General features: G+C 63.8%; 15 protein-coding genes. 9 read left to right on the forward strand and 6 right to left on the reverse strand.

Translation table 11 applies throughout. The annotated features are described in order from the left end of the window. Both rlmN and ABWP50_RS02755 read left to right on the forward strand, forming a co-directional pair. A partial coding sequence (gene rlmN, locus ABWP50_RS02750; protein ID WP_353216457.1) for a 23S rRNA (adenine(2503)-C(2))-methyltransferase RlmN occupies positions 1-1,205 on the forward strand: 1,205 nt, incomplete at its 5' end. A gap of 401 nt (positions 1,206-1,606) precedes the next feature. After that, positions 1,607-2,740: a serine hydrolase domain-containing protein gene (locus tag ABWP50_RS02755; RefSeq protein WP_353216458.1), complete on the forward strand. Its 1,134-nt coding sequence runs from the start codon at positions 1,607-1,609 to the stop codon at positions 2,738-2,740. Between the two features lie 283 nt (positions 2,741-3,023). Here ABWP50_RS02755 and ABWP50_RS02760 read toward each other — a convergent pair whose 3' ends face one another. From ABWP50_RS02760 to hrcA, 4 genes are all read right to left on the reverse strand, one after another. Further along, positions 3,024-3,389, reverse strand: coding sequence for an acyl-CoA thioesterase (locus ABWP50_RS02760; protein WP_353216459.1), 366 nt, complete (start codon positions 3,387-3,389; stop codon positions 3,024-3,026). 78 nt (positions 3,390-3,467) lie between these two features. After that, a complete protein-coding gene (locus tag ABWP50_RS02765) occupies positions 3,468-3,617 on the reverse strand; it encodes a hypothetical protein (protein WP_353216460.1) in 150 nt (49 codons plus the stop codon). Between the two features lie 46 nt (positions 3,618-3,663). Next, entirely contained in the window at positions 3,664-4,206 is a 543-nt protein-coding gene (grpE, locus tag ABWP50_RS02770; protein ID WP_353216461.1) for a nucleotide exchange factor GrpE, read from the reverse strand. Beyond that, a complete protein-coding gene (gene hrcA / locus ABWP50_RS02775; protein WP_353216462.1) occupies positions 4,203-5,243 on the reverse strand; it encodes a heat-inducible transcriptional repressor HrcA in 1,041 nt (346 codons plus the stop codon). The genes grpE and hrcA overlap by 4 nt, the downstream gene beginning before the upstream one ends. A 110-nt stretch (positions 5,244-5,353) precedes the next feature. Between hrcA and rph the strand changes: the two genes are divergently transcribed. Genes rph through hemW form a run of 3 tightly spaced genes read left to right on the forward strand, consistent with a single transcriptional unit; the run spans position 5,354 to position 7,805 of the window. Continuing rightward, complete coding sequence (rph, locus tag ABWP50_RS02780) at positions 5,354-6,070, forward strand: ribonuclease PH (RefSeq protein WP_353216463.1); 717 nt, start codon at positions 5,354-5,356, stop codon at positions 6,068-6,070. Further along, the gene (gene rdgB / locus ABWP50_RS02785; RefSeq protein WP_353216464.1) at positions 6,067-6,663 is read left to right on the forward strand and encodes an RdgB/HAM1 family non-canonical purine NTP pyrophosphatase; all 597 of its coding nucleotides are present in this window, start codon (positions 6,067-6,069) and stop codon (positions 6,661-6,663) included. Before rph ends, rdgB begins: the two co-directional genes overlap by 4 nt. Further along, a complete protein-coding gene (gene hemW / locus ABWP50_RS02790) occupies positions 6,660-7,805 on the forward strand; it encodes a radical SAM family heme chaperone HemW (RefSeq protein WP_353216465.1) in 1,146 nt (381 codons plus the stop codon). Before rdgB ends, hemW begins: the two co-directional genes overlap by 4 nt. Here the strand turns inward: hemW and ABWP50_RS02795 are convergent. Beyond that, entirely contained in the window at positions 7,802-9,055 is a 1,254-nt protein-coding gene (locus tag ABWP50_RS02795; RefSeq protein WP_353216466.1) for a penicillin-binding protein activator, read from the reverse strand. The genes hemW and ABWP50_RS02795 overlap by 4 nt on opposite strands. On the opposite strand from ABWP50_RS02795, the gene rsmI reads away from it, so the two are divergent. The 4 genes from rsmI to gshB are packed head-to-tail and all read left to right on the forward strand — an operon-like array spanning position 9,056 to position 12,090. After that, the gene (gene rsmI, locus ABWP50_RS02800; protein ID WP_502950960.1) at positions 9,056-9,943 is read left to right on the forward strand and encodes a 16S rRNA (cytidine(1402)-2'-O)-methyltransferase; all 888 of its coding nucleotides are present in this window, start codon (positions 9,056-9,058) and stop codon (positions 9,941-9,943) included. After that, complete coding sequence (locus ABWP50_RS02805; RefSeq protein ID WP_353216467.1) at positions 9,940-10,308, forward strand: YraN family protein; 369 nt, start codon at positions 9,940-9,942, stop codon at positions 10,306-10,308. The genes rsmI and ABWP50_RS02805 overlap by 4 nt, the downstream gene beginning before the upstream one ends. After that, a complete protein-coding gene (locus tag ABWP50_RS02810) occupies positions 10,308-11,102 on the forward strand; it encodes a transglutaminase family protein (protein WP_353216468.1) in 795 nt (264 codons plus the stop codon). The genes ABWP50_RS02805 and ABWP50_RS02810 overlap by 1 nt, the downstream gene beginning before the upstream one ends. Positions 11,103-11,133: 31 nt before the next feature. After that, on the forward strand, positions 11,134-12,090 hold the full coding sequence (gene gshB / locus ABWP50_RS02815) for a glutathione synthase (RefSeq protein ID WP_353216469.1): 957 nt from the start codon (positions 11,134-11,136) through the stop codon (positions 12,088-12,090). Between the two features lie 18 nt (positions 12,091-12,108). Here the strand turns inward: gshB and ABWP50_RS02820 are convergent. Continuing rightward, positions 12,109-12,405, reverse strand: a 297-nt coding sequence (locus ABWP50_RS02820; RefSeq protein WP_353216470.1) for a hypothetical protein, incomplete at its 5' end; no start/stop codon positions are given.

The following is a 12,405-nucleotide window of genomic DNA, read 5'->3' on the forward strand; positions in this document are numbered from 1 at the left end:
TGTCCCGCGCCGATTTGCGCGCTGCGCTGGCCGATATCGGCATCCCGGCCAAACAGATCAACATGCGCGTCAGCCAGATCTGGCACTGGCTCTATCACCGCGGCGTCACCGAAGTGACCGCGATGGCCAACATCGCCAAGGATATGCGTGCCCTGCTTGATCAGCACTTCGTGGTGGGCCGCCCCGAAGTGGTGACGGCACAAGTGTCTAGCGACGGCACCCGCAAATGGCTGCTGCGCTTCGATGATGGCGAAGAAGCCGAATGCGTGTTCATCCCCGATGCGTGGCGCGGCACCCTGTGCGTGTCCAGCCAGGTGGGCTGCACATTGAATTGCCGGTTTTGCCACACCGGCACCATGAAACTGGTGCGCAATCTGACCGCGGCCGAAATCGTTGGCCAGGTGATGCTGGCGCGCGACGCGCTGGGCGAATGGCCCAACGGCACCGCCAACCTGCCGGCGCTGCCGGATACAGATGAAGACGATGAAGATCGACCGTATGTGCCCGGCGCGCACAATCCCGGCAACAACTACACCGCCGAAGGCCGCATGCTGACCAACATCGTGATGATGGGCATGGGGGAGCCGCTGTACAATTTCGACAATGTCCGCGATGCGCTGGCCATCGTGATGGACGGTGACGGCCTGGGCCTGTCCAAACGGCGCATCACCCTGTCCACCAGCGGCGTGGTGCCGATGATGGTGCGCGCCGGCCACGAGATCGGCGTCAATCTGGCGGTGTCGCTGCACGCCGTCACCAAGGAAATCCGCGACGAGATCGTGCCGATCAACAAGAAATATGGCATCGAGGAATTGTTGCAGGCCTGCGCCGATTATCCCGGCGCCAACAACGCCCGCCGCATCACCTTTGAATATGTCATGCTGAACGGCAAGAACGACAGCGACGACGATGCGCGTGAACTGGTGCGGCTTATCCGGCGCTATCGGCTGCCGGCCAAGGTCAATCTGATCCCGTTCAATCCGTGGCCGGGCAGCGCCTATGAATGTTCGCCGGGCAGCCGCATCGCCGCCTTTTCGGATATCATCTTCAAGGCCGGCATTTCAGCGCCGGTGCGCACCCCGCGCGGGCGCGATATCATGGCCGCCTGCGGCCAACTGAAATCTGCATCCGAAAAAATCAGCCGCGCCGAACTGGACCGGCGCGCGGCTGAAAAAGAAGTGGGCTGGGCACTGCCGGACGCGTGAAGGCCGGCCCCGACGCGCAGGGGTGACCCCTGCCCGCCAGCGGGGTGTGGTCAGAATCATGCGCTTGCTTGTCATGTCAGCAAGGTCTGCTTCCGACCCAGAATGCGACGTTCCCGCGATGATCGCGGAATGACCGCTCACGGCAGAAGCAGCCCCTCAACTGATAGAGATCTGCCGGTCAGCAAGGCGCGATTGTTCATGCTGTTCAGCGTTAGGTGTTCGACATTCGCGTTCCGGATAGAAAATCCGGCTCTTTATCGCGGCTTTCGCAGAATGGCAGCTGTTAACTCGGTCACGAACACCAAGCTCACTCACGTGTTTACCCGAACCAACCATGCGTTTATGTCCTGCGCCGAAGCGCACGCATCCACGCTTCTATCACAGGCAGGAACCAAATTCTCATGACAGTTCGTGCCTTGTCGCTCGTCTTGAGTTTAGCTTTGGCTGGAAGCTCGCTTTCCGTCGAAACGACGGCAGTGGCGGCGTCGACCGCAATGTCGCCTGCCGCGATCACAAGGGCCAACGATCAGACCAGAGCACTTCTGAAAGCAAGGATGGAGGAGAGCCACATCCCTGCGCTTCAGTTTGCGATTGTTGTCTATGGTCGTGTCGTCATGTCCGAGGCCTATGGCTTCGCCGATATCGAGCAGCAGATCGCTGCCAGTCGTCAAACGCTGTTCCCGATCAATTCGGCGACCAAGTCCTTTACGGGTGTTGCGATCATGCAACTTGCCGAAGCGGGGAGGGTCGATCTCGAGGCTCCGATCTCAAATTATCTCGACGGCTTGCCCGAAAAGTGGCGTGCGATTCGAATCCGCCAGCTTCTCGCCCACTCCTCCGGACTGCCCAACATCGTCGATGAAATGGGCCTGATCGGGGGAGGCTCGGACGCGGAAGCCTGGGCCAAGGTTCAGACGCTTCCGATGGAGGGGGAGACCGGCGCGGCGTTCGCCTATAATCAGACGAACTATGTCCTGCTCGGCCGACTGATCGAGAAACTGAGTGGGCGTCCATTCGAGAAGTTTTTGACCGAACGGCAGTTTACCCCCGCCTCGTTGCCCGCCGCGCGGTTCGGAGACGGGTACGACATCGTTCCCGGACGAGCCGACGTATATATTCGCCAGCATGCCGGACGTGGCGCCGGCCCAGCGGACAGAAGTACGCTTTATCACTGGATTGACGATATCCCGGTTTCGACGCGGGCTGGTGCCGGTCTTTATGCGACTGCCGACGATGTCGCTGATTGGATCATCGCATTGCAGAGGGGAAAACTGTTGGCGCCAGCAACCATTGCTCGGATGTGGCAACCCGACGTGCTGAACGATGGCAGCGCGAATATCTGGGCGATGGGCTGGCCGATACTTGCCGGAACGAAGCGCCGGGCGGTCGGCGGCATCGGCGGTGGCCGATCAACCTTCTTCATTTATCCCGACGACGGCGTAGCAGTGATTGTGATGACGAATCTCGTCGGCGCCAATCCACAGAATATGGTCGATACCATCGCTGGCTACTATATCGCGGCGGGGGCGGGATAGGCGTCAAGGTGTTTTGGACTCAATAGCCGAGAAATTGGCCCGAGCGTCCGCGACTGGTGCATTCAGCTTGAGAGATGCCCGACGTTGAACGGACCAACTCGCACCCTTTTGAAGACTTCGCTATCGCGAATCCGCTGAGGTCCGCTCTCGGAAGAAGCCGTCGTCTGGCGACTGCGGCCTGAATGGCGGACACGTCCCAATTTTGGTCTCTCGCTCATGCGACAAACCCGATTAACGGATGGTCTCGTTGCGGACCGCTGCGCGCCACTGACTGCTTCTTTGATTACTGGCTCTGGTTGGATGCATCCTCACTTTCCGACCGCGGTATCACCCGCGACCGGCGCTCCGCGTCCAGTGCCACGAAAATGAAACGCGCCTGGGTGACTCGTGACCGCTCATCGCCTGTGCGATCGCGGCGCCATGCCTCGACATCGATGGTCATGGACGTGCGGCCAGTTTGTACCAAGTCTGCATAGACTGACACCTCGTCGCCGACGCGCACCGGCTGGAGAAACTTCATGGCTTCCACAGCCACGGTGGCTGCCCGGCCTTTGCAGTGGCGAGCTGCGACAATACCTGCCGCCATGTCCATATGCGCCATCAGCCATCCGCCAAATATGTCTCCGGCCGGATTGGCATCAGCCGGCATTGCAGTGATCCTGATTGCAGGTTCCCGGAACGTGGAATGCGTCGCCATCTAAAGCCCCCAAATTGACACACCCGGCGGCTACGCCAACCCTTCGCCGCCACGAACAGCGGCGCGATTGTGCGCCACACCTATCGCAAGGGGTGTCCGCTTTTCAAAATAACGAATGTTCAGCGGCGCCGCCAGCAATGGCAACAATATCCCGAAATCTATCATTTGCAGCCCCATCAAGATGGGAACCAAGCGTCAGATTTGAGCCGCTGCAATAACCGCCGTTTCAATCCGGTGCGCGGGCGACGCTGACCATAGCCGGGCGCAGCAGGCGGTCGCGGATGGTCCAGCCGCTGGCCAGTTCGGCCACGATGCTGCCGGCGGGCAGATCGCTAGGCACTTCGATCATTGCCTGGTGCTGGTTGGGATCGAGGGCGGCGCCGGCTGTGATGCCCAGCTTGGCGACATGGTGGCGGCCAAAGATCGCCAGCAATTCGCGTTCGGTGGCTTCGATGCCGGCGCGCACACCGTCAAAGCCATCAGCGGGCAGTGCCGCCACAGCGCGGCGCAGGTTGTCGGCCACCGCCAGCATATCGCGGGCAAAGCCGGTCACGGCATAGGCTGTCGCTTCGATCTTGTCGCGATCGAGGCGGCGGCGCGTGTTTTCCACATCGGCCAGCGCGCGCAACACCCGGTCTTTCAGATCGGCGATTTCCTGATCCTTGGCCAGCAGGGCTTCAGCCAGATCGATATCCGGGCTGGTGTCCGCGATTTCGGCGGATTCGGGGGCCAGTTCCGGGCTTTCGGATGTGTCGGTTGTGTCGGTCATGATACCAATCTGCTCAAGGTTCGGGCGGTGTAATCCACCATGGGGATGACACGCGCATAGTTCAACCGCGTTGGCCCGATAACCCCCACAACGCCGATGACACGGCCATCGCTGCCGCGATACGGCGCTGCAATCACACTGGAACCCGAAAGCGAGAACAAACGAGATTCCGCGCCTATGAAAATCCGTGTGGCATCGGCGCCGCGCGCCATATCCAAAAGGCGGATCAATTCCGCCTTGTCCTCCAGATCATCGAGCAGCTGGCGGATTTTTTCGATGTCCATTTCGCCTTCGATCAATTGCGCCTGGCCGCGCACGATCAGCACTGGGCGCGCCGTGGCATCCGCCGACCATACCGCCAGCCCGGCCGCAACAGCGGCCTGGGTGATGCCGTCCAGCGCGGCCTGATCGCGGGCGATTTCCTGCTGCAATCGCACCATGGCCTCTGCCATGGTGAGCCCAGCCAGCCGCGTGCTGATATAATTGGCAGCGGCCTCCAGCGTGCCCGGCACCACGCCCGGCGGCAGATCAAGCAGGCGATTTTCCACACTGCCATCGGCGCCAACCAACACCACCAGCGCGCGCACTGGCGACAAGGGCACGAAATTGACCTGACGGATCACCATTTCGCGGCCCGGCACCAGCACCAGCCCGGCACAATGCGACAGGCCCGACAGCGCCGCCGTGGTGCGTGACAGTGCATCTTCCATGGCCACGCCCGGCATCAGCCCAGCTTCCAGCGCGGCGCGTTCGTCGTTTGACACTTCCGATGCCTGCATCATGCCGTCCACGAACATGCGCAGGCCCAGTTCGGTGGGCAGCCGGCCCGCCGATGTGTGCGGCGCCGCCAGCAAGCCAAGCTCCTCGAGATCCTGCATGACATTGCGGATCGAAGCGGGCGACAGGCCCAGCGCGCCGCCTTTTGACAAGGTGCGGCTGCCCACGGGCGTGCCCGAGATCAGGTAGGAATCGACAATCTGCCGGAAAATCTCGCGCGCCCGGTCATTAAGCTCGGCGAGCGGTGGGGTTTTTTGCATGCGCCATTTTATGGTGACCGCGGCAGCGGCGCAATGGGGTCACGCCTCTTCCCTTTCGTGCCGCCGCGCCATATGGCGTATACATCCTCCACCTTCGAAAGTATGTCCCCATGCGCCCATCCGGCCGCGCCCCCGATCAGATGCGGGCAATCGAGATGATCCCCGGCTTTTCCGCCCATGCCGAAGGATCGTGCCTGGTGAAATTCGGCAACACCCATGTGCTGGTTACCGCGAGCGTCGAAGATCGGGTGCCGCCTTGGCTGCGCGGCGGCGGCAAGGGCTGGGTGACGGCCGAATATGGCATGCTGCCCCGCGCCACCCACACCCGCGGCAACCGCGAAGCGGCCAAGGGCAAGCAATCGGGCCGCACCCAGGAAATTCAGCGCCTGATCGGGCGATCGTTGCGCGCGGTCACCGATATGGCCGCGCTGGGTGAACGCCAGATCACGCTGGATTGCGATGTCATACAGGCCGATGGCGGCACGCGCACCGCGGCGATTTCCGGCGCGTGGGTGGCGCTGCGGCTGGCGCTTGATCAAATCCACGCCAAGACGCCGTTTGCGGCCGATCCGCTGGCCACGCAGGTGGCAGCGATTTCCTGCGGCATCTACGAAGGCAATCCAGTGCTCGATCTCGATTATATCGAAGACAGCAATGCCGGCACCGACGCCAATTTCGTGCTGACCAACAAGGGCGGCATCGTTGAGGTGCAGGGCACGGCCGAGGGCGAGCCCTTTGACGAAGAAGCGCTGCTGCGCTTGCTGCGGCTTGCCCGCATCGGCTGCAATGAGGTGTTTGCGGCGCAATTGGCTGCGGTGGGCCGATGAGAGCGCTGGCGGCCGGCCGGCTCGTGCTGGCCACGCACAATCAAGGCAAGGTGGTGGAGCTTGCCGAGCTGCTTGGCCCGCATGGGCTGGATGTGGTGTCGGCTGGCAGTCTGGGCCTGCCGGAACCGGACGAGACTGAAGACAGCTTCATCGGCAATGCCCGGCTGAAGGCTTTGGCGGCTGCAACAGCCAGCGGATTGCCGGCGATTGCTGATGACAGCGGCCTGTGTGTGCACGCGCTGAACGGCGCGCCGGGCATTTATTCGGCGCGCTGGGCCGGCACGACAAAGGATTTTGCCTTCGCCATGGCGCGGGTGAACGACGAACTGGGTGGCAAGCCGCGCACCGCCCATTTCATCTGCGCGCTATGCGTGGCCTGGCCCGATGGCCATACCGAGGAGGTGGAAGGCCGGGTGGATGGCACACTGGTATGGCCGCCGCGTGGCGGCAACGGCTTTGGCTATGATCCGATGTTCCTGATGGACTGCGCATCGCAAACCTATGGCGAGATGGCGCGCGCCGACAAAGAAGCTGACAATCACCGGGCGCGGGCCTTTCGGATGCTTGCAGCGCTGCTGCCGCCCGCCGCATGAGTGACGCGCCCCCGGTTGCGCTTTACGTCCACTGGCCGTTTTGCGTCACCAAATGCCCCTATTGCGATTTCAACAGCCATGTTCGCGCGTCGGTCGATCAGGCGCAGTGGCAGGCGGCCCTGCTGGCGGATCTGGCCTTTGAAGCAGCGCGCCTTCCGGGTCGCCGGCTCGCCAGCATCTTCTTTGGCGGCGGCACGCCCAGCCTGATGCCGCCGGCAACCGTGGCAGCCATCATCGAGGCAGCCGTGCAGCACTGGACGCCGGAGCCCGATCTCGAAATCACGCTGGAAGCCAACCCATCCAGCGTGGAGGCCGCGCGCTTTGCCGGCTTTGCTGCCGCCGGAGTCAACCGGCTTTCATTGGGGGTGCAGGCACTGGATGATGCCGCCTTGAAATTGCTGGGCCGGCCGCACGATATGGCAGCGGCGCTGGCGGCGCTTGATGTGGCGCAGGCGACGTTTGGCCGAGTCAGCTTCGATCTCATCTGTGACCGGCCGGGCATGACCCGCGAAACCTGGCAGGCAGAACTGGCGCAGGCAATCGGCTTTGGCACCAGCCATTTGTCCCTTTATCAGCTCACCATCGAACCCGGCACGCGCTTTGCGGCGCTGCACGCCCGCGGCCAGTTGATCATGCCCGACGAAGACACCAGCGCCGATCTGTTTGCCATCACCCAAAGCCAGACGGCAGCGGCTGGCATCCCGGCGTATGAAATTTCCAATCACGCCCGGCCCGGCCAGGAAAGCCGCCACAATCTGGTCTATTGGCGCTACGGCGATTATGCCGGCATCGGCCCTGGTGCGCATGGTCGCCGCAATGGCGTGGCGACCTTGCGCCGCAAAAAGCCCGAGCAATGGCTGGCCGGCGTGGCCGCATCGGGCCACGGCATGGACAGCGAAACCGCACTCACCGTGCCGGAACGCACCACCGAAGCGCTGGTGATGGGGCTGCGGCTGGCCGAAGGGCTGGAGAGCGCCCGCTTTGCCATGCGCGCCGGGACGACGTTGGCCGATGCGCTAAACCCGGCGGCGGTGGCACGCCTGGCTGCCCAAGGCCTTATAGCCACTGATGCCAGCGGCGTGCGTCTCACGGCCGCTGGCTGGCCGCTGGCCAACGCCATATTGGCGGAGATTGCTGCCTAAAAGCTCGTTGGTGCCGGCGAGGCGACGCCGGTGCCGATCTGATCGACTTCCAGTGCGCGTTCGGCAACGCCAGCAGCTGTGAACCGAAAGGCGCCGTCGATGCCGGAAAAGCCATCGCGGGCCAGCAGCGCGCTGCGCGGAAATGCCTGACCCAGCGGCCAGCGCGCCGCCAGGCTGTTGGCCAGCAGAACGGCATCATAGCCCAGCGACGCCAGCCGTGACGGGTTGCCGCCATGTTTCTGCCGGTAGCGCACTGCCAGCTGATTGAAGCGGGCATCCGAAACCGTAGCATAAATCGCCCCCTTCAAGGCCGGGATGCGCGCCAGGCCGGGTTCGTTATTCCAAAGCTCGGTGCCCAGGATCACCATCTGCCCTGGCACGGCGCCAAAGCGTGCCAGCGGCGGGAGCAGGCGCACGGCGGCCGAACCCGAATCGGCGATCATCAGCGCCTGAAACGGCACTGGCGCCAAGGCCCCGGCCACGCGGGCCACGGTACCATCCGCCCGGATCACCGGCTTGCCGCTGGCCCGCAGCCGTGCATCGTGATTGGTCACCTGCCGGGCCGCAGCAACAAGCTTTTCGGGATCGCGGCCATAGCTGACTACCGCGGTTGATCGGCCGCCGGCATCGTTGACCGCCTTGACGAAGGCCAGTTGCGCCCGCTGGCCGTACGCCCCTTGCGGCACCAGCGCTGCAAAACGCTCAACACCGCGGCTGCGCGCGTAAGCGATCACGCGGCTGATGGCCTGGCCGGGTTGAAAGCCCATCACGAACACATCACCGCCAGCAACACCGGCATCATTGGAAAATGACAGGATCGGCACCGGCCGACCGGCCACCGCTGCCGACACCGCCGGCACGTCGCTGCCCAGCAGCGGCCCCAGAATCAGACCAGCGCCATCGGTAATCGCCTTGGCTGCAGCTTCGCCGGCGCCAACCGCGCTGTCGTAGGTTACCAGCTGCAATTGCGGCTTGCCCAGATCGGTCATCGCCAGGGCAGCGGCATTTGCAATCGTTTCGCCCAGTGCCGCATTGGCGCCTGACAAGGGCACCAGCAGCGCCACCTTGTTGAGCCGCGCCGCCGGCAACACCGCCGGGCGAGGCGCTTGGGTTACCACGGGCGGCGGCGGCGGCGGCAATACGGGCGGCGGCTTGCGCACTGGCGCACAGGCTGCGACCAGCAACCCAAATGTCAGCAAGACTGGCTGCAGCACTTGCCAGCCGGAGCCAAGACCGCTCTTGATGGCCATGTGATCGAGCATCCTTCTTCCCAACCGGCCGACGCCGAACAATTGCCGACAGCCGAACTCGCGCCCGGCCTATACATCGTAGCGACGCCAATCGGCAATCTGGGGGACATGACCGCCCGCGCCGTGCGGGTGCTGGGCAGCGCCAGCCTGATCGCCTGCGAGGATACGCGCGTCACCGGGCGATTGCTGCATCATTTCGGCATTTCCACGCGCATGCAGCCCTATCATGATCATAATGCTGCTGCCGTGCGCCCCGGTCTGATTGCCCGCGCCCTGATTGAGCCGGTGGCGCTGGTGTCGGATGCCGGCACGCCGCTGATTTCCGATCCGGGCTTCAAGCTGGTTGCCGATGCCCGCGACGCCGGGGTAACGGTGCTGGCTGTGCCGGGCGCCTGCGCTGCCATTGCCGCACTGTCCATCGCTGGTCTGCCCACCGATCGCTTTCTGTTTGCTGGCTTTTTACCTGCCAAGGACAAGGCCCGCCGTGATGCCATTGCGCAGCTGGCAGCGGTGCCGGCCACGCTGCTGTTTTACGAATCAGGCCCGCGGCTGGCGGCCACGCTGGCTGCGCTGCTGGCCGTGCTGGGCGATCGGCCGGCCGGCGTGGGCAGGGAATTGACCAAGCGATACGAGGAAATGGTGACCGGAACGCTGTCAGTGCTTGCCGAGCGTTGGGCCGAGGTGCCACCAAGAGGCGAAATCGTGGTGCTGGTTGGTCCGCCGCTGCCAGCCGCTGCCGCCACGCAAGACGATCTGGATGCCGCTTTGCAATCGGCCCTGGCCACCATGAAAGTGAAAGATGCTGCCCGCCACGTTGCCGATGCGCTGGGGCTGGCCAAATCCGAGGTGTACGCCCGGGCGCTGGTGATCAGGCAGGGCAGCGAATGAGCCGACAAAATAGTCGCCGCCGCAATGAACGCTGGGGGCGATGGGCCGAACGCATCGCGGCGATATGGCTGATCGCAAAGGGCTATCGCCTGATCGGCCAGCGCCTGAAAACGCCGGTAGGCGAGGTTGATCTGCTGATGCGCCGGGGCGACACACTAGTGTTCATCGAAGTGAAGGCACGCGCGGCTCTCGACTCCGGCTTCGCGGCGCTGCATCCTGCGGCAGCGCGGCGTTGCCAGGCAGCCGCCCGCTGGCTGGCTCCGCGCCATGGCTGGCCGGGCGCTGTGCTTCGGCACGATGCGGTGTTGATCAGGCCGTGGGCGCTGCCCGTGCATCTGGTGGCGATCTGGCGGGACGGATATTGATGGAATTGGCAGAAATCGGCTTGATGGATGACGGCGATATCGATCTGATCGAAGCCGGCATAGCGCTCAGCCTGGCGGATCGGCCGCGCGGCGATGCCATGCGCCTGCGCCGGCTGATGCAAGGCTGGGCGATCAATTTGCAGCAGGATAGCGCGCCGGCCACTGGCCGCGCCAAAGCGCTGCGACTGGCCGGGTTGATTGCCGGCGAAGGCGGTTTTTCCGGTGATACCCAAGATTATGACAATCCCTTGAATGCCGATCTGGTGGCGGTGGCGGCGCGCGGCTGCGGCCTGCCGATTGCACTGTCGATCCTGTATGTCGGGCTGGCGCGGCGGGTGGGCTGGCGCGCCGATATCCTGGCGCTGCCCGGCCATGTGCTGGTGGAAGTGCACGGCGGCGGCGATTCGGCGCTGATCGATCCGTTTGAGCATGGCACCACGGTCACGCCAGCGCGCGCTGCCGATATTGCCCGCCAGGGCGGCGGCCTTCCGATTGCGGGGCGCTTTCCGGTGATGGGCAACCGCGAGATGCTGGTGCGGCTGGTGTCCAATCAGGCCGGCCGGGCGCGGCTTTCTGGCGATACGCTGCGGGCGCTGGCCTTGTATGAACGGCTGACCACCGTGGCCCCGCGCATCAGCGCGCTGTGGTGGGAGCGATCACAGCTTGAACAGCGCATCGGCCGCTTGTCCGCAGCCCGCGGCAGCCTGACCGCGATGCTGGAAACGACGCACGATCCCGCATTGGGCCAGCGTATCCGCACCACGCTGGCCACGCTGGCACGGTCCGACAATTGATTCCACTGATTTTCAGGCAAGGCTTTACACCATGACAATGCGCGTCGCGGTCCAGATGGACCGGATCGAAACCATCAATGTTGCCGGCGATTCCAGCCTGGCGCTGATGCAGGAAGCGCAAGCACGCGGGGCCAGCCTGTTCCATTATCTGGCCGATGATCTTTCCGCCGAAAATGGCCGGGTGCGGGCACTGGCGCGGCCGCTGACCGTGGGCAGCCAGCCGGGCGCGCATTTTGAATGGCTTGGGCCGCCGCGCAGCATCGATCTGGCCGATGATGTCGATGTGGTGCTGATGCGGCAGGACCCGCCGTTCGACATGGGCTACATCACCGCCACCCACCTGCTCGAACAGGTGCAGCATGCCACGCTGGTGGTGAATGATCCCGCGCAGGTGCGCAACGCGCCCGAAAAATTGTTCGTGCTGCGCTTTCCGGATCTGATGCCGCCGACACTGGTGACCAAGAGCCTGGCCGAAGCCATGGATTTTCGCGCCCGCCATGGCGCTATTGTCGTCAAGCCATTGTATGGCAATGCCGGCACGGCGGTTTTCCTGATCGACAAGAACGATGGCAATCTGCCGGCGCTGGTGGAATTGTTCGGCAGCGTGTGGCGCGAACCGTTCATGGTGCAGGCGTTCCTGCCCGATGTGGCGCTGGGCGACAAGCGCATCGTGCTGGTCGATGGCCAGCCCGCCGGCGCCATCAACCGCTTGCCAAAGCAGGGGGAAATCCGTTCCAATCTCGCCGCTGGCGGCAGCGCCCAGCCCACCGGGCTGACACCGCGCGAACAGGAAATCTGCGCCCGCATTGGCCCGGAATTGAAACAACGCGGGCTGATTTTCGTGGGAATCGATGTGATCGCCGGCTGCCTGACCGAAATCAACGTCACGTCGCCCACCGGCCTGCGGGCCATTGATCGGTTCAATGGCACCAACACGCCGGCTGTTATCTGGGATGCCATCACTACGCGGCTTTCAGCGCGCGCATAACCGAGCGAAGTGTTGCGTTTACCTGGATGGTTTCTTGGGCGGTGGGCCGTCGACCTGCTCCCAGCTGCCCAGTCCGCAGCCGCCATAGTTCACACCGCCCAGCGTGAAATCAATGACTTGCACGATATCGCCGCGGCATTGGCTGCCGATCGGGCTGACGTGCACCAGCGCCCGGCGCGGTGCAAGGGTGGGGCACTCCATGTTGTTGCGGTACCATTTGCCGCCGTTGGTGCGGGCATACCAGTGCCCGTCACTGGCCGCCTCGGCCTGTCGGATGCTGCGCGTTTGCAGGCAGTCGAATGGCTTGGCGAATGG

It is taken from the genome of Sandarakinorhabdus sp. (assembly GCF_040398645.1).
Classification (GTDB): Bacteria; Pseudomonadota; Alphaproteobacteria; order Sphingomonadales; family Sphingomonadaceae; genus Sandarakinorhabdus.